The 20,702-nt window shown below is 33.5% G+C and carries 16 protein-coding genes and 1 pseudogene; 8 read left to right on the top strand and 9 right to left on the bottom strand.

Translation table 11 applies throughout. The features are described from left to right. Window positions 1–80: 80 nt before the first annotated feature. From BAU28_RS19470 to BAU28_RS19440, 7 genes are all read right to left on the bottom strand, one after another. On the bottom strand, window positions 81–284 hold the full coding sequence (locus BAU28_RS19470) for a YbdD/YjiX family protein (RefSeq protein WP_048374963.1): 204 nt from the start codon (window positions 282–284) through the stop codon (window positions 81–83). Continuing rightward, on the bottom strand, window positions 277–2,352 hold the full coding sequence (gene cstA / locus BAU28_RS19465; RefSeq protein ID WP_071719629.1) for a carbon starvation protein CstA: 2,076 nt from the start codon (window positions 2,350–2,352) through the stop codon (window positions 277–279). The genes BAU28_RS19470 and cstA overlap by 8 nt, the downstream gene beginning before the upstream one ends. Before the next feature lie 122 nt (window positions 2,353–2,474). Next, window positions 2,475–3,191 carry a LytR/AlgR family response regulator transcription factor gene (locus BAU28_RS19460; RefSeq protein ID WP_071719628.1) on the bottom strand — a complete coding sequence of 239 codons (717 nt, stop codon included), beginning with the start codon at window positions 3,189–3,191 and terminating at the stop codon, window positions 2,475–2,477. Between the two features lie 140 nt (window positions 3,192–3,331). Further along, complete coding sequence (locus BAU28_RS19455; RefSeq protein ID WP_048374969.1) at window positions 3,332–4,531, bottom strand: MFS transporter; 1,200 nt, start codon at window positions 4,529–4,531, stop codon at window positions 3,332–3,334. A gap of 154 nt (window positions 4,532–4,685) precedes the next feature. Further along, window positions 4,686–5,426 carry a WecB/TagA/CpsF family glycosyltransferase gene (locus BAU28_RS19450; protein ID WP_002174449.1) on the bottom strand — a complete coding sequence of 247 codons (741 nt, stop codon included), beginning with the start codon at window positions 5,424–5,426 and terminating at the stop codon, window positions 4,686–4,688. 21 nt (window positions 5,427–5,447) lie between these two features. Continuing rightward, window positions 5,448–6,557, bottom strand: coding sequence for a glycosyltransferase family 4 protein (locus tag BAU28_RS19445; RefSeq protein WP_048374973.1), 1,110 nt, complete (start codon window positions 6,555–6,557; stop codon window positions 5,448–5,450). A 95-nt stretch (window positions 6,558–6,652) separates the two neighbouring features. Further along, the gene (locus BAU28_RS19440; protein ID WP_071719627.1) at window positions 6,653–8,104 is read right to left on the bottom strand and encodes an O-antigen ligase family protein; all 1,452 of its coding nucleotides are present in this window, start codon (window positions 8,102–8,104) and stop codon (window positions 6,653–6,655) included. Window positions 8,105–8,587: 483 nt separating this feature from the next. Here BAU28_RS19440 and BAU28_RS19435 point away from each other — a divergent pair, with 483 nt between their 5' ends. The 3 genes and pseudogenes from BAU28_RS19435 (at window position 8,588) to BAU28_RS31600 (ending at window position 10,652) form a co-directional block, all read left to right on the top strand. Next, window positions 8,588–9,220, top strand: coding sequence for a trimeric intracellular cation channel family protein (locus BAU28_RS19435; protein WP_002174452.1), 633 nt, complete (start codon window positions 8,588–8,590; stop codon window positions 9,218–9,220). 127 nt (window positions 9,221–9,347) lie between these two features. Further along, a pseudogene (locus BAU28_RS31605) lies at window positions 9,348–9,848 on the top strand (protoglobin family protein); the annotation flags it as partial. 102 nt (window positions 9,849–9,950) lie between these two features. After that, a complete protein-coding gene (locus BAU28_RS31600) occupies window positions 9,951–10,652 on the top strand; it encodes a methyl-accepting chemotaxis protein (RefSeq protein ID WP_420866070.1) in 702 nt (233 codons plus the stop codon). 48 nt (window positions 10,653–10,700) lie between these two features. Here BAU28_RS31600 and BAU28_RS19425 read toward each other — a convergent pair whose 3' ends face one another. Next, complete coding sequence (locus BAU28_RS19425; protein WP_071719626.1) at window positions 10,701–12,014, bottom strand: glycosyltransferase family 39 protein; 1,314 nt, start codon at window positions 12,012–12,014, stop codon at window positions 10,701–10,703. Between the two features lie 387 nt (window positions 12,015–12,401). On the opposite strand from BAU28_RS19425, the gene BAU28_RS19420 reads away from it, so the two are divergent. From BAU28_RS19420 to BAU28_RS19400, 5 genes are all read left to right on the top strand, one after another. Then, window positions 12,402–12,914, top strand: a complete 513-nt coding sequence (locus BAU28_RS19420) for an acyl-CoA thioesterase (RefSeq protein ID WP_071719625.1) — start codon at window positions 12,402–12,404, stop codon at window positions 12,912–12,914. A 206-nt stretch (window positions 12,915–13,120) separates the two neighbouring features. Continuing rightward, window positions 13,121–14,101 carry a glycosyltransferase family 2 protein gene (locus tag BAU28_RS19415; protein WP_071719624.1) on the top strand — a complete coding sequence of 327 codons (981 nt, stop codon included), beginning with the start codon at window positions 13,121–13,123 and terminating at the stop codon, window positions 14,099–14,101. A gap of 93 nt (window positions 14,102–14,194) precedes the next feature. Then, on the top strand, window positions 14,195–15,610 hold the full coding sequence (locus BAU28_RS19410) for an oligosaccharide flippase family protein (RefSeq protein WP_071719623.1): 1,416 nt from the start codon (window positions 14,195–14,197) through the stop codon (window positions 15,608–15,610). Window positions 15,611–15,968: 358 nt separating this feature from the next. Further along, on the top strand, window positions 15,969–18,647 hold the full coding sequence (locus BAU28_RS19405; RefSeq protein ID WP_071719622.1) for a YfhO family protein: 2,679 nt from the start codon (window positions 15,969–15,971) through the stop codon (window positions 18,645–18,647). An 84-nt stretch (window positions 18,648–18,731) separates the two neighbouring features. Continuing rightward, on the top strand, window positions 18,732–19,670 hold the full coding sequence (locus BAU28_RS19400) for a glycosyltransferase family 2 protein (protein ID WP_071719621.1): 939 nt from the start codon (window positions 18,732–18,734) through the stop codon (window positions 19,668–19,670). Between the two features lie 75 nt (window positions 19,671–19,745). On the opposite strand, the gene BAU28_RS19395 is transcribed toward BAU28_RS19400, so the two are convergent. Beyond that, window positions 19,746–20,684: an SDR family NAD(P)-dependent oxidoreductase gene (locus tag BAU28_RS19395; protein ID WP_071719620.1), complete on the bottom strand. Its 939-nt coding sequence runs from the start codon at window positions 20,682–20,684 to the stop codon at window positions 19,746–19,748. Between the last annotated feature and the right edge of the window lie 18 nt (window positions 20,685–20,702).

Here is a 20,702-nt window from a genome sequence, read left to right as displayed (position 1 = left end):
TATAATTCCCAAAGTTTTTTATTTTGTTGTTCCACGTGGAACAACAAAATAAAAAAAGGGACGAAATTTCGCCCCTTCCATTAACAACATCGTGATATTTTTCCGCCTTTTGCATTAAATCTAGCTTCTTGTGCCTCAGCAAAAAATTGTTTTTGACATAGAATTTTCTCTTCTGGATGATGTACTTTCATATGATTTACATATGTTTCATAACTTGGAACTCCGACAAGTAAACTAATAAATTGTTTTCTCTTTCCCCATACCTTCCGTAATCTTTTAAGCATAGTTCCTCGACTCACTTTCATCTCTTGGAATATATGGTGCCTCTTTTAACGGCATTGGCTTATTTCTTAATACTTGAATCCAAATTCGAAGTGCAGAAATTAATACAGCAATTACAACTATCATAAAAATCCCACAAAGCGTTGCATCAATATAGTCATTAAAAATAATTTGCTTCATTTGTGCAACGTTTTTAGCTGGAGCTAATACCTTCCCATCATCTAATGCTCCTTGGAACACTTTCGCATGGGATAGGAACCCTATTTTAGGATTTTCATGAAATAACTTTTGATAACCAGCTGTCATCGTTACAATCAGTAATCCTACAGTCGGAATAAGCGTTACCCAAACGTATGCCTTCTTCCCCATTTTGAATAAAATTGTCGTTCCAAGTAATAATGCAATCCCCGCTAACATTTGATTTGCAATACCGAAAAGTGGCCATAGCGTATTAATTCCACCGAGAGGATCGACTACCCCTTGGTATAAGAAGTACCCCCAGCCTAGTACGCATATCGTTGTAGCAACCACATTCGCTAATGTAGAGTCTGTTTTCGCAAACGGCTTATATACATGGCCTAAAATGTCTTGAATCATAAATCGACCTACACGTGTTCCAGCATCAATCGTTGTTAAAATAAATAGTGCCTCAAAAAGAATAGCAAAATGATACCAAAATGCCATCATCGCCGTTCCACCTATTACTTGTGAAAATATATGTGCCATACCAATTGCTAATGTTGGTGCGCCACCTGTACGTGATAAAATAGTCTGTTCTCCGACGTTAACAGCAAGTTCTTTTAATTCATTCGGTGTAATAGCAAATCCCCAGGAAGAAATAACTTGAGCCGCTTGTGATACATCTGTTCCGATTAGTGCTGCTGGACTATTGATTGCAAAATAAGTTCCTGGTGTTAATACACAAGCTGCAATCATAGCCATCGCTGCTACAAATGATTCCATTAACATTGCCCCATAACCAATTGGTTGTGCATGACCTTCTTGCTCAATCATTTTCGGCGTCGTACCTGATGAAACGAGAGCATGGAATCCGGAGACAGCACCGCAAGCTATTGTAATAAATAAAAACGGAAATAAATTCCCAGAGAAAACAGGGCCTGTTCCATCAATAAATTGAGACACTGCCGGCATCTTCAAATCTGGAGCTACAATTAAAATACCAATTGCTAATCCAACAATCGTTCCTACTTTTAAAAATGTACTTAAATAATCACGTGGTGCAAGGAGCATCCAAACTGGTAATGCCGATGCAATGAATCCATATACAATAAGCATAATAGCAATTGTTTCACCACTAAAAGTAAACATACTTGCAAGCGTTGGATTTTCCGCTACATACTGTCCTCCAATAAGAGATAGGACTAGTAGAACAATACCAATTACTGATCCTTCCCCTACTCGCCCTGGTCTAATGTAACGCATGTAAACTCCCATTAAAATAGCAATTGGAATCGTTGCTGCGATTGTAAACATTCCCCATGGGCTTCCAACAAGTGCCTTCACAACTACTAAAGCTAATACTGCTAATAAAATGATCATAATACCTAAAATACCAATCATTGCAATTAACCCTGTAACAGGACCAATCTCATCTTTAATCATTTCCCCTAATGATTTACCATTACGTCTCATTGAAGCAAATAAAATTACAAAATCTTGTACAGCTCCAGCGATAACTACCCCAACAATAATCCAAATTGTCCCAGGTAAATATCCCATCTGCGCCGCCAAAATTGGTCCTACTAAAGGACCTGCCCCAGCAATCGCTGCAAAGTGATGTCCGAATAAAACCCATTTATTTGTCGGAACATAATCCTTCCCATCATTTAACGTATGAGCAGGTGTTTGCCTATTATTATCTAGGCCAAAAACTTTCCTTGCTATAAATCTACTATAAAAGCGATAAGCAATCGCATACACTGATACAGCAGCAACTAATAGCCATACAGCATTAATTGTCTCACCTTGTGATAAAGCTATTACACCAAAAGCAGATGCTCCTAGTGCTGCAATAACTCCCCAAAGTAAAATTGATTTCAATGTTTTCACATACAATCCCCCCATTACTACTTCTTAGAGGAGATTGTACTAAATTTTCTGAATATTTAACTTAAATCCTCCCTATCATGAAGGATTTTTAGGTTATTATGTTAAAATTCTCTCATTACTTGTCATAGCTCAATTTTATTTCGAAGTCGTTTTACATAATTGCGGCTTACTGGAATCGGTTGCTCATCATACCTGTCTAAATACAAATTATACGTGCCATTATAATAAGGTTTAAGCTCTTGTACATATGACATGTTAATTAAATAACTTTTATGTACACGTAAAAAATCATATACATTTAGTTTATTTTCTAATTCCTGGAGTGTGTACGTTGAAATATACTGATTATTCGTTGTATAAATTGAAACTGTTTTATTTTCCTTATTTTTACTTACATATACAATATCTTCTGGGAAAATATATCTAATCCCCTCATGGCCTTCTATCGGTAGTTTACGCAAATGACTCTTTGCCTTCTCAACTTGTTCTTTCCCCATTTTATATAAAATGAATTGTAAATCTTCTTCACGAAATGGTCGTAATAAATAATAAAACGCTTGAAAACGAAAAGCTGTAATTGCCTCTTCTATATCCTCACCAATAAAAATAAATTTCGTATAACAATTTACTTCTCGTAATAAACTCGAGTATTCAAAACCAGTACCATCTATTAATTGCGAATTCAAAAAAACAAAATCAGGTGTATGTTTTTTCATTATTAGCAAAGATTCTGTTCCAGTTTTCGCTTCAAAACATTCTACATTTCGAATATTCTCAGTAAAGTTCTCAACTAATTTTCTTCGCTCTTCTGTCTCTTCCATGATAAGTAAAATTTTCATTTATCCAACCACCTAATTCCTTTGTCCATATGTCCTGTTGTATACATTCGCTTTAGTAAGAAACAATCCCTTTTTCTTACTATACCATTATTTATCTAAAAAAACAGAAAAAAGGAAACCACCTTGGTTTCCCTTTTCTTTTATGCTAATTCCCTCTGTTTCGTTTCTTGACCAAGTATAACTACAGCAAGTGCTCCAATTAAAATTGATCCACAAAAAATCGTAAATATTAGCGAGAGCGAAGCTTGTGAAGCAACTAAATAACCTACTAATAATGGGCCAAGAATACCACCAATACGCCCGAATGCTGCTGCCATTCCTGCACCTGTACCGCGAATAACCGTTGGATACTGTTCAGGTGTATAAGCATATAAGGCACCCCACGCACCTAAATTAAAGAAGGAGAGTAACATACCAGCTACTATTAATGCTGTTAATGAATCCGCGATCCCGAACACATACGCACTACATGCTGTACCAATTAAATACGTAACCAATACAAATTTACGACCAAGGCGTTCAATAAACCATGCAGCTGTAAAATATCCTGGAAGTTGGGCTAAAGTCATAATGAGTACGTACTGAAAACTTTTTATTAAACTAAAGCCTTTCAATACCATTACACTAGGTAACCAAAGGAACATGCCATAATAGGAAAAGACAACACAAAACCATAGGATCCATAACATAATTGTTGCCTTACGATATTCTCCAGACCAAACCGATTTTATATTTTCAATAACAGATGGCCTTTTTTCAACCTTTTCGAATCGCGGGGAATCGGGTAAATTCCATCTTAAATATAAAGCATATAACGCTGGAACTGCACTTAATACCATCGCAACTTCCCAACCATATTTAGGAATAACAAAATACGAGATAAGAGCTGCGATTAACCAGCCACCAGCCCAGAAACTTTCTAATAGTACAACTATCTTTCCACGTTCGTGCGCTTCAACACTCTCCGATACAAGAGTAGATGCAACTGGAAGTTCTCCGCCAAGTCCCATACCAATTAAAAATCGTAAAACAAGAAACATCGCGAGTGTCGTCGTTAAAGCTGTTAAACCACTACCGATAGAAAATAGTAATAATGTAATAATAAAGACTGATTTCCGTCCTATTTTATCTGATAGTATCCCAAAAACGAGCGCCCCTACAGCCATACCAATTGAGTTAATACTCCCTATCCAACCCATCTCTTGAGTACTTAATCCCCAATCTTTTTGTAATGCCACAATTACAAACGAAAGCATTCCAACATCCATTGCGTCAAATAGCCAGCCAAGCCCCGCTATACCAAGTAGCTTTCGCTTTGAAATTTCTTTTACCTTACCCACAAGAGGTCCTCCTTACACAGCTGTCTTTACACATCATTTTACATGTGTGAATTGTATAAGTAAAATACTTTCGCGTAAAAAATTCTCCTTCATCATTCCCAAAAAATAAAATGTTTATCAAAAATGAACAAATAAAAAAAGTAGCGATGTTCCGCTACTTTTTTGAACGCATTACTTCTTTTAAAAATTCCGCTAATACTAACTGACGGCGCCAACGTGTTGGATTGCTACATAATCTATAAAACCACTCTAAATGAATAGCTTGAATCCATTTTGGGGCACGTTTTACCTCTCCTGCCCATACATCTAAACTACCGCCTACTCCAACAGCCATTTTCGTTTCTAAACGATGCTTATTGTTTTGGATAAAGTTTTCTTGTCTTGGGAAGCCAAGCGCAACAAGTAATAGGTCTGGTTTTGCCTCTTGAATACGTGAAACAATATTCTCTTCTTCTTCTTGTTTAAAATATCCATCTTGTATACCCACAATAGATACAGCCGAATATGTCTTCGTTAAATGATCAGCTGCAGCTTGTACAACATGTGGTTTTGCACCTAATAAGAAAACAGATACTGATTTCTTATCTTCTGATAACTTTGCAAATAAATTGCTCATTAAATCAAATCCAGCTACACGCTCTTTTAATGGTGTGCCAAGCATACCACTTGCTTTTACAACCCCAATACCATCAGGTGTAATTAAGTCTGTATTTAATAATGTTTTATGGAACTTTTCGTCCTTTTTTGCGCACATAACAATTTCAGGATTTGCTGTTACCACCTGAAAAGTATGAGCTTGCTCTAATTCTAGTTGTTTCTTTAAATATTGGATCGTTTCATCCATTGTCATTGTAGAGAAAGGAACGCCTAGAATATCAACTGTTTGTACTGCCATAATTAACTATCCTCTCTATTATTAAAGGTTTTTCGCTATTAATTGCTTATACGTTTCTTTCGTATCTTCATATAATTTGTGTAGTGAGAAGTTCATTGTAGCGTGTTCGTAAATATGTTTTCCCATCACAGCTAGCTCTCCTGTTTTCCACTTGTCATAAGCTTCCTCTAGTGCCTCTGCTAATGCTTTACCATTACCGGTTGGTACAATCCATCCATATGTTTCATCTACAATTAGCGGTTCGATTTCTCCCGCTCTCGTCACGATAGATGGAACACGTTGATTTGCCGCTTCTAATAGGACTAATGGGAACCCTTCACTATGCGATGTTAATAAATTTATATGTGATGATGCAAATAATTGTTTTACATCTTGACGATGTCCTAAAAACTCAACTTTATCATTAATCCCTTTTTCAGTAGCTAGTGCCTTCAGCTCATTTTCTAACGGACCATCACCAACTAATAATACTTTAATTTTCGTCAATTTCGTCTGCTTCAATGCATCGAATAAAACTTCATGTCCTTTAACAGGATGCAAGCGTGCCACTTGAATTGCAGTAAACACATCTTCATCAATATTAAACATTTCCTGTTTATTATAACCTTGTGCTTTTTCCTTATCATATTCAATCCCGTTATAAATAACATGCATCTTTTCATTTGAAATGCCTAATGCCGCTAAGCTTTTTTTCAATCTATTCGTTACAACAAAAAATAAATCTATATTTTTTAAAGCCTTTAAGTTTAATTTAGTAAAAATCCAACCCTTTAAGCCTTGTTTAGTAAAGTCTTGAAATGGATCACTATGAATTGTCGTTACCCATTTTGCCTCGATTTTCTTTTTCATTAGTGAAACATAAAAATTCGCCCTAGGACCGTGTGTATGAACTACATCAAATTTTTCTTTATTAATGAAGTCACTTATGTTCTTTAAAATAGATAAATCATAGCGAGATTTTTGTGAAAACACATGAACTTTTATCCCTAGCTCTCTTGCTTCTTTCGCAACAATTCCATCTTCAAATACTGCTAATTCTACTTCACCGGTTGGAAACTGATCGAGAAGTGAAATAATATGTGTTTTTCCTCCCCCATCTTCTGCTCCTGCATTCATATGCAATATCCTCATATTTTTTCCTCCTTTAAATCCTCGCTGCATTTCCATCTATCTTCATCTTACTGTACTAAAAAATAAAAGCTAACAAAAGTTAGCTTTTATTTTTATCATTCAATTTCTAGATCGACAATTAGATAAGCTAACACCACTACAAAGTAAATACCAACTCCTGGTGCTGTCAAAATATGTCCTGCAATATATGCAATGCCTAGTGCTAATACTAAGCTTACTGAAATCATTCCATATTTTATATTAAATATTTCCTTAAATCTTGTAATAAATGCTAGTAGGATTCTTAAGCCGTAATAAATAAATGGAATCATTAGTAATGCAAAGCCAATAATTCCGAAATCATAAAACCAATCATGGAAGTCCATTTCAATTAACTTCGGATCTGGTTGCTTTTGTTCATTATACTTAAAGTTACCTGCATAACCCATTCCTAATAGCTTTTGTGACATTGGCGCTTCTTTAAAGAACTGCTTATGTCTCTCTTCATATACTTGACGTCCGCTGAAAATAAGATTTTCTTGATTTTCTTTCTTTTGCTCTTTCTCCAGCTCTTTCTTAACTTCTTCTTCTATCTTTGCCTTTTCTTCTGGCTTTTCAACTTTATGTTGTTTTTCTTCTTTTTTAATTTTCTCTTTAATTTCTTGTTCTTTTTGACCTTGCTGCGCTACATTTTGTTCTGATAAATAGTTAGTATGAATGCCCATATTTTGTGCTAATGGTGTCATTTTAAACGTTCCGGCAACACCAGCTAATAGGACGACAGCAATGAATGCATTAAGTACAAGAGACTTCTTGTTTGGATTTTTTCTATCGAATAGTAATTGTAGTACGATAATTCCAATTACTGCTGCTAACGTAGCACCAATTGAGCCCATTCCTACTTTTGTACCAACTTGAATTAAAGAGTAAATCATTAAAAGCGATGGAATCCAATATAAAACATGTTTCACGCTCTTTGTTTTTTGAATAGAATATAGTACCACAATAGGGAAAATGATAGCTAAGATTGATCCTAGTTCATTACCTGCATAGAACCACCCTCGGGAACCAACTTTCATCCATTCATAACTACCAAAGTCTGTAGATGTTGAAATAGAAATAACCATAACAGCGTTAATGATTAATGTAGAATATACAATGCTATTTCTGACTTTATCACTAATATTTACTGTCTTTTTCAATGATTTTAAAGCTAAAATGTATGACCCTAGCATAATATATATATATAATGCCTTCGCAACAAACTTAACTTCTTCACCCAGTACAATAGGATTCTTAACTAGTGTATTATTAATAAATCCTATTCCTAATACTACTGCTAATAATATAAGGTAAATTAAAAACTTCCTATTTTCCTTCTCTTTCGCCTGAATTAAAATGTAAATACCACCAACAGCCATAATAAGAAATCTTACTACAATTCCAACAGTGGCATTTGACTTTAATAAAATGATGCTAAGAGACGTTAATAAATCTAAAACAGGCTGTAAAATAATAAAAAAGAGCAAAAAATGCTCAAATCTAACCCTAGCTTGATTTGCTAACATTCCAAGACCTCCATACAAAATCTTTACATTATCTTTTAATCATAGTTTTCTATCGTTTAAAAAACACCTAGCAATTATAACATAACTCATATTTAAATTGAGAACTATTTTTTATGCCGAAACTAGTCAAATCCAGCATTATTAGTAGTGGAGGGTATTGTCCTTTAGCTATCCTTCCCTATCTCTATACAAACTATCTAACACCCATTTACTTATTTTCGACAATATAGAAATATTTTTTTATCATTTTATACAAATGTAAAACTACCCCTTTTCTATTGTCCCCCCCTCCAACTAAACCACAGCAAAAAACTACAAAATTAATCTCTCAGCACTTTTTTAATTTACTTTCCAAACATTTTCAAACGCTTTCTTTATGTATTTCATCCATTTTTCTACATGTAGCGAAAAGTAATTGTTATTTCCAAAACTTTAGTGTATATTTTTTCTCTGGAACATCTTTAAGAGAAAGGGATTAAGGCCATGTTATTAATCGATATATTTACGTTTCTTGGCATTATCGCCGCTGCCATTTCTGGTACATTAGTTGGTTTGAAAAAAGATTTAGATTTATTTGGTGTCCTTTGTTTAGCTGTAGCTACTGCGCTCGGCGGCGGTATTATTCGTGATATTATGATTGGTAACCTGCCTCCCGTCGCATTTGTAAAACCCATTTACTTTTTCGTAAGTGTACTATCAGCATTATTCACATGTATGTTTTTTGAGCGTATTAATAAACTTCAAGTCGTTATTATGCTTTCTGATGCTGTTGGTTTAGGTGTTTTTACAGCTATTGGTGCAAATGCAGCAATGTCACATCACGTTGACGCCTCGTTCTTAGTCGTTTCAATGGGAGTCATTACAGGTATTGGAGGCGGTATTTTACGCGACATTTGCGCTCAAGATATCCCTTATGTATTCCGAAAAGAAATATACGCAATCGCTTCTATTTTAGGAGCAGTTAGCTTCCTAATCACACATGCACTGGGGGCACACGTGTTAGCTTTCTATGTTTGTTTATTAATAACATTCGTTATTCGTGTCGTCACCGTAATATATAATGTACATTTCCCAGTTTTCTTTAAAACACATGCAAAGATTAATAAAGGTCATTAAGAGAATTCTATAAAGAATTCTCTTAATTTATATACAATTCTACATACTATAGAGTAATTTTATATATACATATATAATTATATATGAACTAAAAAATGAAAACGCTTTACAAACAGGGGGGGGAAGAATGATGCTTGGGGTTTTTAAAAAAAATAACAATAAAACAAGCGCCAGTATAATTGAATTAAGTAAAGGCCAACAAATAATATTTAACGTGCCCGTTAATTCTGAACTGAAAACTCAAATGGATATGCTGCATATTTCAAAGGAAGATTTACAAATTGTAAAAGTACTACAGTCTTTTATTTATGAGGAAATAGATTGGATCACAGAAAAATTCTATACCAATATCACAAAACAACCTAATTTAATTACTATTATTGAGCGTTACAGCTCTATTCCAAAATTAAAACAAACTTTAAAGGCACACATTAAAGAATTATTCAGTGGAAATATGCATGAAGATTTTATTGAACAACGTATTAGAATTGCAAAAAGGCATGTACAAATTGGTTTACATAGAAAATGGTATACTGCCGCTTATCAAGAATTATTTCGCTCTGTCATGAAGATTTTACAAACAAAATTTTCGACAATAGAAGATTTTTCTTATTCTATAAATGTAATAAATAAATTATTTACATTAGAACAAGAACTTGTTATTGCAGCCTATGAATCTGAATACGAAAGAATTCAAAAAGAGCATGAAAAAGAAAAAGAACTGACTGCTATGACGATTACACATATTGCAACAGAACTAGCAGCTGTATCTGAAAAAACAAGCTCTTCTATTCAAAAATTAACATCTAAATCAGAAAATATCGTGGGCATTGCAAAAGCAGGTACATCATTAGCTACGACATCAGAAGAAAAGGCCAACAAAGGAAAGGAACAATTAAATCTGCAAAACAAACGAATGGAAAGTATTCAAACGAATATGGAAACTATTATTACAGATACTCATGAACTTCTTGATATTTCTAACAAAATTAACGAAATCATTGATATTGTGAAATCAATCGCTGAGCAAACAAATTTACTCGCATTAAATGCCGCTATTGAGTCTGCACGCGCTGGCGAATTTGGTAAAGGTTTTTCAGTTGTGGCAGGGGAGATTCGAAAGTTATCAGAGCAAACGAAAGAATCAATATCCAACGTTACAAAACTCGTTGAAAAAACCAATGAACAGATTATACACGTCTCTTCTTCCGTAGAACAAATTAGCTCTCTCGTATCTGAAGGGACAGATAGTATGCATGCGACAGATCAATATTTCCAAGAAATCGTAAAAGATATGTCTAACTCCAAAGAACAAAATAAAAAAATTGAAAATGAGTTAGAAACTATTTCACAGGTAATGAAGAATATTCAAGACGATTCCTCAAAAATAGCCATAACAGCTGATAGTTTACAGCTAGAACTAAACCGATAAGGCGACTAATAATCTATCTATAAAAAAAAGAATCCGAACTGGATTCTTTTATTTTCTGAAAAAGATCTTTTGGCAATAAAAATAACTTATATAAACACCAAAGCTTTGTAAAATAAACAAAGCTGGCATAATAATATTATAATATGCCATATCTACTTGAAAGAGCCTTAATGATACGTATCCGCCAATTAATAATAAAAACAACATATATCCTTCATTTTGTTGTTTTTTAATAAGAAAATGTAATAAAGCTATAGCCATAAATAATGTCACCGCTATATATATAAGTTTTTCACATTTAAAAAGAATCGAGTTTATTCCCTCATCTGAAAACTGGTTGATTACCGGCTTTAAAAGCTTAAATCTTTCCACTTCAATCTCTTTTAACTTTTGATCAATGTGCTCTTTTACACTTTGATTTCCAGACGTTTTTTCTCCATTTTCATTTTTTCCAATTAAAACAGATTGAACATACGTCTCATTAGAAATCGTATACTGCGACATTCCCATCGCCTTGATCCCATAACTCACGCCAAAATGAGTACTATAAAATAGAATAAGTATTCCTATCATTTTTAATAGGAATTTTTGCTTCGTTGCTGATTGAAATAATTCAATTAACAGCACATATACAGCTATAAAAATAGGTAAAAATAACCCCAGCGGGAAAATCATATTACTAAGTGCAAATACAATAGCTGAAATCCCCCACATATAAGGATGATCTAAGCCTTTATATAGAAGTATGTAACAAGCACAATAAAATAAAAATATTGCGAGCGATTCCGCCGTTAATAAAGAACTCATAAATATATTTGGAATATATAAAGCGTAAAACACAGAAGCAATACGACCACACTCTTCCCCAAACACCATTGATGCAATACGATAAATGAAAAATGCAGTTCCTGTGCAAAATACAATATTAAATAATTGTAAGGCGAATACCGTATCACCAAATATACGAATAATGATTGATTCATAAATAATAAAAGGTAACTGAGTTACATCCCCTATGTTATTACCAATTGCAAGCTGCTTTGCAGACTCATACATAGCTTTCATATCACCTATCATTGGAACGTCTGTAAACAGAACCACGCTAAGTCTCACAACTATAGATACGCTTATAAGGAAAACAAGAAATTGTTTATCCGTAAAACGATATTGCAAGATCGATGCTACTAACAAAATGAGGATAATAAAAACTGCCAATACGATTGTTACACTTGTTGTACTTCCGCCAAAAAACTGCTTACTCGTTTCGAAAGCTGCCCAACAACTATAAACATAAAACGCGAGCATCGCACCAATCATTATTTTACTGAAGAAAGACGAAAAATTTGTTTGTATATGATTCATATATCCATTGCACCTCTATTTCCATTCATAACAAAACGATTCTATCATGAATAGGCACACGGCTGATAGGGAATTTCTATGACAAATACATAGTCATCACTTTTTCACTTGCAATGTAAGCGAATCCTCTTTTACACTACATTTTATATACGATAAATTTTCTTTCAGTTACATGAATACAAATACAGAAGTTTTAATAAAGTGCAACTTAATCAGTAAGGGTTTTATTCATCTCCCACTAATTATTAGCCCACACCAATCGGGCTTTTGCGGAATAATCCTCTTTTGGAACACTTTACTTCATTAAATACCTAGTATTTTTTAATAATTGAGTACTCCACTTACACATGTCACTCTGATTGAAAAGAGAAAATAGGGGCTGAATATATGGAAAAGAAATTCATGCGAGAATCAAAAGCAATTAAAACAACACGTGTTTTTCCTAATGATTTAAATAATCATCAAACACTTTTCGGAGGAAAATTATTAGCAGAAATTGATAGTATCGCTTCAATTGCAGCTGCGAGACATAGCCGTAAACATTGCGTAACAGCATCTATCGATTCCGTTGATTTTTTAACTCCAATTCACCAAGCAGATTCTGTTTGTTATGAGGCTTTCGTATGTTATACAGGAAAATCTTCAATGGAAGTTTTCGTAAAAGTAATTGCAGAGAATTTATTAGCAGGCGAACGTAGAATTGCTGCGACTTGCTTCATTACATTTGTCGCATTAAAAGATGGAAAACCTTCATCCGTACCACAAGTACTTCCCGAAACAGAGGAAGAACATTGGTTACACACAACCGGTTCAGAACGCGCAGAAAACCGAAAAAAAGGACGCTTAAAAAGTAAAGAAATGGCTGAAGTGTTAACATTGAATAAACCTTGGAATATTTAATAACTAATTTACCTTCCTTTTTTCTAATCAAAAAGGAAGGTTTTTTATATAAAGCACTTGTTTACACACGTTTTATATAAAATACATAGAGTTGATTTACAAAGTTTATATGCGGTAAACTTATACAGATGTTCTTGCAATCTTCTTCCTTTGAAAAGGACTATATATAGTGTAAAACATAAAAAATTTGAGGAGATAAAAATTATATGATGGAACAAAAACAAATCGTTTCAGTTGTTATCCCGCTTTATAATGCGGAAAAATATATCGAAGAGACGATGGAATCGATACTAAATCAAACATATAAAAATATTGAAATTGTAATTGTAGATGACGGGAGTAAAGATCAATCATCTTCTATCGTAAAAAAACTTGAGCAAAAATATCCAGGACAAATAAAATATGTCCCTCAGGAAAATCAAGGTGTTTCTGTTGCTCGTAATACAGGAATTGAAAATGCAAGCGGAGAATATGTTGCTTTTCTTGATAGTGATGATTTATGGCATCCAACAAAAATCGAAAAACAAGTTGAAAGCATGCATAAAAACGATATGAACGCTTGTTATTGTGGCTATATGAACTTTTACGAAGAGACTGGGGAAAGGGTTGAGCACACGACAAACTTTATTAAAGGTGATATGACAAAGGCTTTCTTAACACATCAAGTTGTTGCTCAAACGAGTACTTGGATTTTCAAAAGATCTATCGTGATGGATCATAACATTCGTTTCACGCCAGGATGTAGCTGGGGAGAAGACTTAGAATTTCTATTTAAATTAATGAGTGTAACAAATGTATGCTATGTAGATGAATATTTAACCTATTATCGAATCTTATCAGAAGGAAATCTTTCTTCAAAGTATAAAGATTATGAATTAAAAACAACAAAAGAATTAGAAGTGTTTAATCGAATGAAAGATTGGGTTCATACTAAGTCAAAAGATTTAATTGTGAATGATTCTACAGAAATTATTGAAATCCTTGAAACTTATCTATTCCCATATACAGTCATTAATAATGCTTGTATATACATTAAAGGAAGCTCTAAGTTAGATAAATCACAAGTTCAATTAATCAAAAAAGATATAAAACAATATTGTCGCAAAATTTATTCAAAAAATGGAAAACGAAGCAAGAAGTTATATGCAATGCTTTGGTTTGTACGAATTAAGTTTATGTTTTCTTAAATTAAAGGTACGCTTCTAAACATTCTTTCCGTAAACAAATCAAATTTACAACTAGGACAAAGTATGTCCTAAGGAATAGAAAGGTCTTTTTCCATGAAAACAAATAAAATTTTAAAAAACGCCTCCTACCTCTTTGTAGGAAATATCACCGTTCGATTTGTACTAGCTATTGCTACCATTCTCTTTGCAAGATATGTTTCACCAGATGAGTATGGGATGTTTTCAGTTGCATTAGCAGTTTCCGCTGTCATTTGTTATTTTACAGATGCAGGTTTGACACATACGTTTATGCGGGAAGGAACGAGAAGCGATGCTAACATTAGCGTATTAATAAGTAGTTATTTACGTATTCGTTTAGTATTAGCTATCGTAATTTCTGTGCTCTTCGCCATTTTCGCTCAGTTCTTCTACGCCGATGCTTACTTACGTGCCATGGTATATTGGGTCGTACTACCAACCATGTTTGGAGCTACTTTACAAGGTGTTGGGATGGCCTATTTCCAAGTAACAGAGCGTATGCAATTTACAGCGATTATTTCTGTACTACAAGGGGTAACAGCCGCAGCTGCTCTTCTACTAGGAATGTCATTTAAATGGTCACTTATGATGGTCGCTGCCATGTACGGAATATCTAGTCTTGTAACAGGAGTCATTGCCTTTATAATGACAATCCGCTATACAACAATTCATAAGGGTTGGGATAAAGGCATTTTAGATCAATTACTTATTTTCACAATCAATGGCGTTATCATTATGCTTTTACCGCAGTTAGGTCCCATTATATTAGAAAAAGTTTCAACGAAAGCACAAGTTGGATTCTTTTCGGCCGCCTATAAAATGCCTGCTGTACTTTACCAAATACCCGGTGTAATTGCAGCAGCCTTTTACCCTAAGTTATTTGCTTTTGGAAATGAAAAGAATATTGATGAACATAGAAAACTATCTCAGTTCGAATTAAAACTTATGTCTTTCTTAGGAATGGGAATTTCTATCCCATTTATCGCCGATCCAAGTTTTTGGATTGTAACTTTATTAGGTGAAAAATATGCATCCGCTGGCGATGCCCTTGCAATTTTAGCCTTTATGGTCATTTTACAATCTATCAACTATCCACTTGCTGATAATTTAACAACAGCTGGCCAACAATGGAAACGCGCGACAACGATGGGGATTGGATTAGCTGTCGCTATCATAAGTTACATCATATTAGGTAGCCATTTTGGAATGATGGGAGCTGCTGTAGCTGCTATCCTTACCGAGATTACATTATTAATTGGATTTACTTTATTCGTTCGTAAAGGCTTTACATTACTATTCAAAGGAATAATATTCAATACACTAGCATTTATAATCAGTTATGCAATATACCGCACAGTATTAATTAGCTTACCACCGCTAGTAGCTTTAATACTTACTGGTGTATTGTACGGCATTATCGGCCTTGCAATTGATCCACAAATACGCGGGTTGATTTTAGGATTTATAAATAAAAAGCTAGATAGAAAATAAATAAAAATAAAAACTTCAAATTAAATTTGAAGTTTTTATTTTATCTTCTTCACTTAAAACTAACCCTGTTTTCAATCTTTATCTTAAATTGACTTGCCTTTCTGGAATGATTATACTTGGAAACGAACGGCCTTAGATGTACAACACCTAATATCAAAGCAACCTGCAGTTAATCTTCTATAAAAATATTAACTTGCTACATTCAAAAATTACCATAAATTGTACATACGAAAATTTTATTAATACCATTCAAAACCGCCGATTCATCCATGATTTTCGTTCAATATATAATAAATATTGATATATGGATAATACGGCTTAAATTTTAATAATTGTATTTAGGAGGCTTATTCATTTAATGAATTCAGAAGTAAATAAAAGAACATTTTTTACTAAAAGCACACTTATTATCATTCCATTATTAATAATATGTGCATTTGCCTTTCATTACTTTTTCCTAGAATCGGACAGTGTATTTTCTAGTACAGGAGATGCATTATCACAATTCAGCTTTTTTACATTCCTTTTACAACATGCATTTAAAGATGGGAATTTATTTTGGTCTTGGGACTATGGCTTAGGTGGAGATTTATTCGGGGAATTTAGTTATTACTATAGTACAGCGCCACTTTTCTGGCTTACGCTCCTTCTTCCTAAACTAAATTTTGACCAAATCTTTGAGATGAAGCTATATATGAGTATTTTAAAAAGCTCATTAGCGATGTTATTCATGTATGGCTCTTTACGTTATCATAATAAAACTATTTTTTCTTCTTTCATTTCTGCCATTATATACGGGGGATGTGTGACTTTTATTCGCCATTCTTTATTATGGGATTTCATGGCAGATGCTATAGTATTCTTACCTTTAGTAATATGGGGACTGGATAAATATATTTTAGAGCGAAAAAAGGGACTATTCCTATTTGCGACAGCGCTTATGCTTGCATCAAATTTCTATTTCGCTTTCATTACTAGCATTTTCATCTATATTTATGCCTTTTTCCAATATTTCGCTACACAGCAAAATAAAACAATAAAAACATTTCTAACTTATTATATTAGAATTGCTTTCCTATACATTTTATCATTAGGATTAGCTGCTGTTTGCTTTATACCATCTGTAAATGGTGTATTTAGTTCAGATCGACTAGCTACAAAATTTACTATTCCGTTATTTTTTGAAGATAAGTTTTATAAAAACTTAATGGAAAGCATCTTTTTCATTAATAATACAGAGGATTATCAGCTCGCATTCCCAGTTTTCATCCTCTTCCTTATTACTAGTGCGATTCTAATACGCAATAAACTTGTCACAAATAGGTTACTCTTTACAGGGTTTATGTTAGTTCTGTATATGCTTCCATATACGTATTCCGTATTTAATGGTTTTTCTGCTATGCAACACAGATGGTTTTATTTATTTGCATTTGTGGTTGCCCAAACTTCAGCCTACATTTTAGATTGGATGCTACTTCACAAAAAGAAGGTCAACTATTTAATAGGTCCCTTGCTAGCGACAGGATTATTTATTTACGCATTTTATAGGAAAGTAAACATAAACGAGCAACCACTAGAAACGATTGATAATATTTTAATTGGAACTACCGCTTTATCTATTATTACAATATTACTATGGCGCTATTTATCAAAAGTAGTCTTACAATTTTTAATCATATTAAATGTACTGATCAATGTAATATGTATTAATTACTTCTATTCAGATACAGCTCTTAGTAAACACTTTAATCAAGCAGGCGTAACAAAAGAATCATTACATGGACCAGGTCTCGATAATAAGGATGAAATTGACGCAATTCATTATATACAAAATCAAGATAAAGATTTTTATCGAATTATCAACCCAAACAACAATTATAAGAATACACCGATGCTGCAAGGTTATCATGGCACAAGTACTTATCAAAGCCTAGTCAATTACCATGTTCATGACTTTATGAAGAATAAGTACAATGTTTTCCAAGGATACGATAGCCCATCCATGTTCTTCCAATTAGATAAACGACTATTCCTTGAGAACATGCTAGGGGTAAAATATTATGTATTAAGTGAAAGTGCTGATAAAACTGATATTCCATATGGTTATAAACACTTACAAAAAGTAGGCCCTTACAACATTTATAAAAACGAATATGCCCTACCACTAGGTTATGTATATGACGCTGGAATAAGTGATGAAGAATTTTTAAAACTTAATTTTGCTGAAAGAGATCAACTTTTATTAGATGCTGTAGTTGTAGATAATGTTGAAAGTCTTCCATTAAAACAATTTAATACAAAGCAGCTAGATTCAAAACAAATTAAGATTAATCCAAATAAAATTAAGTGGGAAAATATAGAGAAAGATAAAGATACACTCACTGTTCATGAAAATGGGCGTATAATAGTACCTGTTGATAATACAGATATGTTAGGTGATCTCCTTGTTGAGATTAAAATTAGAAATATAACTAAGGAATCATTTGGGGTTACTGTGAATGGCAAATCTATGATAAAAGGTAATGAAGACGGAGCTTATGCTTATCCGTTAGAAAGATTTGTTTACAATTTAGGAAAAGATACGAAGCCAACTGAGCTAATCATTTCTATCACTACTCCTGGTCAATATGATTTTAAAGACTTACAAATCAACAGTACTAACTATAAAACCGTCCCGAAAAAAGTAAGTACTTTAAAAGAAAATAGCCTACAAAATATTTACTATAAAGGTAACTATTTAAAAGGTGATATTAATTCTACTAAAGAGGGATTACTATATTTATCTGTACCGTATAGTAAAGGATGGTCAATAAAGGTTGACGGTAAAGAAACTGAGTTTACGAAGGCTAATTCTGCCTTTATTGGTGTTCCTATTTCAAAAGGACAGCATGTAATTGAAATGAAATACGTCACGCCTTATTTCAAAATGGGTCTCGTTATTTCTATCATTTCATTTATCATTTGTATCTCGCTTCTAGTTCTTGGAGATAAGGATCGATATACAAAATTAAAAAATCGTTTTAAAAAAGGGCATTAAAATAAGGTAAAGTAAAAGTTGAAGATAGTTGCTTCAACTTTTACTTCATGCCCAGTTTAAAATTACACCTAAGGAGGTTCTAACATGACCCTTTCAATAGTAGTACCTTGTTATAATGAGGAGAAGGTACTTCGAGCTTTCTATTCAGAGACTTCTCTTGAAATTCATAAGCTAACTACTGATTATGAATTTGTTTTCGTCAATGATGGAAGTAAAGATAAAACATTAGAGATTCTACGTGACCTAGCCAATTCAGACTCAAATGTGCATTATATATCATTTAGTAGGAATTTTGGAAAAGAAGCTGCCATGCTTGCCGGTCTAAAGTACGCTACAGGCGACGCTGTAGTTATTATGGATGCTGATCTACAACATCCACCCGAACTAATAAAAGATATGTTAGACGGCTATAATAACGGCTATGATCAAGTAATTGCAAAGCGAACTAGAACGGGTGATTCACCAGTACGCTCTTTCGTTTCTCGCTTATATTATAAAGTCATGAATAAATTCGTTGATATTGAGCTAGTAGATGGCATCGGTGATTTTAGACTTTTAAGTAGAAGTGCAGTCGATTCATTACTTTCTCTAACTGAATACAATCGTTTTTCAAAAGGTTTATTTTCTTGGATTGGTTTCAAAGAACAAATTATTGAGTACGAAAATGTATTACGTTCTGACGGAGAAAGTAAATGGACTTTCTCTAAGTTATTAAATTACGGGATAGATGGTGTAATTTCGTTTAACAATAAACCATTGCGATTATCTATATATCTCGGATTGTTAACAACGCTTTTAGCTGTTTTATATGTAATCACTACATTTATTCAAATCACCGTTAGCGGCGTCGATGTACCAGGATACTTTACATTAATTTCTGCCATATTATTTATCGGTGGCATTCAACTCATTTTCCTAGGAGTTATCGGTGAATACATTGGTCGTATTTATTATGAAACAAAGCGTAGACCACATTTCATTGTAGCAGAAAAAAAAGTTAGTAAAGTAAAACAAGAGGCTTAATAAAAAAGTTACTTCTATTTACAGAAGTAACTTTTTTTAATATTATTCTCCACTATTTGCAGGCATTCCAATTAATTAACGTTTCATTTTACCCATATACTCAATAGTTTCTCTTATCCCCTCGTAATAAGGCGTTTTAGGAATTTCTCCTATATACTCTTCATATTTTTCACCACTTAATATAACTGGTCTTTCTACTAAATATAACATCTCCACAAATTCCTTCATTTGTTTATCTAATAGTCCTAGTATCCTAATAGCCCCCTTATTTACCGCTATTATCGATTTTTTATACCCTACTAACTCTCTCATATATTGAATCATCTCTTCCCCTGTAATCACGCCACATCCTGGTATATTCCAATTTTGCCCGTACGCTTCATCACGTAATGCTAATTCAACTATCGCTTTTGCACCATCTGGTGTAAAAATATATTCACGTGCAATCTTTTTATCTCCAACGAAACTAGACACTTTATCTGCAAGTACTCCTTTTAATGTATGATGGACAAGTGTGCTTTCTGCATTTGGACCATAAAAATCAGGGAAATGAGCAATAAACATTTGTACATTCGCCTGTTTTGCCATCTCTTCAAGTTGCAAACGAATTTTCCCTTTCTTTGTATGTGGTCTCTTTTCAGCATCTTCTTTTACAAGCTCTCGTCCTTGCTCTCCATACGCATAAATATTATCAACTATCCCTAACTTGATACCATAGTATCTCGTTACCTCTAATATATTTATTAATAACTTTGCTTGCTGTTTCTCCCACTCCGAATATGGAATGTTTACAGCATGGAATATAATATCAACGCCTTTCGCAGCTTCCATTATATCCTCCTGTATAAATACATCTCCCGCTACAACTTTCACATTTTCTTCTCCAGAAAATAATACCTCTAATTTTCCTTTATTCCTCGCAAAGGCCACTACGTGAATTCCCCGGTTACATAATTCTTTTACAATTGCATACCCCATTGATCCAGATGCTCCTAGCACTAAAGCTTTTTTCATTATAAATCCCTCCCAATT

This window comes from Bacillus paramycoides, from assembly GCF_001884235.1.
GTDB lineage: Bacteria > Bacillota > Bacilli > Bacillales > Bacillaceae_G > Bacillus_A > Bacillus_A paramycoides.
The sequence above is the reverse complement of the archived record's forward strand: the minus strand, read 5'-3'. Positions and strand labels throughout refer to the sequence as shown.

Bases quoted from the DNA above. Each gene is read 5' to 3' on its own strand.
- BAU28_RS19425 (WP_071719626.1), bottom strand. From the start codon at position 12,014: ATGAATCATATACAAACAAATTTTTCGTCTTTCTTCAGTAAAATAATG.
- BAU28_RS19435 (WP_002174452.1), top strand. From the start codon at position 8,588: ATGTTATTAATCGATATATTTACGTTTCTTGGCATTATCGCCGCTGCC.
- BAU28_RS19405 (WP_071719622.1), top strand. From the start codon at position 15,969: ATGAATTCAGAAGTAAATAAAAGAACATTTTTTACTAAAAGCACACTT.
- BAU28_RS19460 (WP_071719628.1), bottom strand. From the start codon at position 3,191: ATGAAAATTTTACTTATCATGGAAGAGACAGAAGAGCGAAGAAAATTA.
- BAU28_RS19415 (WP_071719624.1), top strand. From the start codon at position 13,121: ATGATGGAACAAAAACAAATCGTTTCAGTTGTTATCCCGCTTTATAAT.
- BAU28_RS19420 (WP_071719625.1), top strand. From the start codon at position 12,402: ATGGAAAAGAAATTCATGCGAGAATCAAAAGCAATTAAAACAACACGT.
- BAU28_RS19450 (WP_002174449.1), bottom strand. From the start codon at position 5,426: ATGGCAGTACAAACAGTTGATATTCTAGGCGTTCCTTTCTCTACAATG.
- BAU28_RS19395 (WP_071719620.1), bottom strand. From the start codon at position 20,684: ATGAAAAAAGCTTTAGTGCTAGGAGCATCTGGATCAATGGGGTATGCA.
- BAU28_RS19400 (WP_071719621.1), top strand. From the start codon at position 18,732: ATGACCCTTTCAATAGTAGTACCTTGTTATAATGAGGAGAAGGTACTT.
- BAU28_RS19410 (WP_071719623.1), top strand. From the start codon at position 14,195: ATGAAAACAAATAAAATTTTAAAAAACGCCTCCTACCTCTTTGTAGGA.
- BAU28_RS31600 (WP_420866070.1), top strand. From the start codon at position 9,951: ATGACGATTACACATATTGCAACAGAACTAGCAGCTGTATCTGAAAAA.
- BAU28_RS19440 (WP_071719627.1), bottom strand. From the start codon at position 8,104: ATGTTAGCAAATCAAGCTAGGGTTAGATTTGAGCATTTTTTGCTCTTT.
- BAU28_RS19470 (WP_048374963.1), bottom strand. From the start codon at position 284: ATGCTTAAAAGATTACGGAAGGTATGGGGAAAGAGAAAACAATTTATT.
- BAU28_RS19445 (WP_048374973.1), bottom strand. From the start codon at position 6,557: ATGAGGATATTGCATATGAATGCAGGAGCAGAAGATGGGGGAGGAAAA.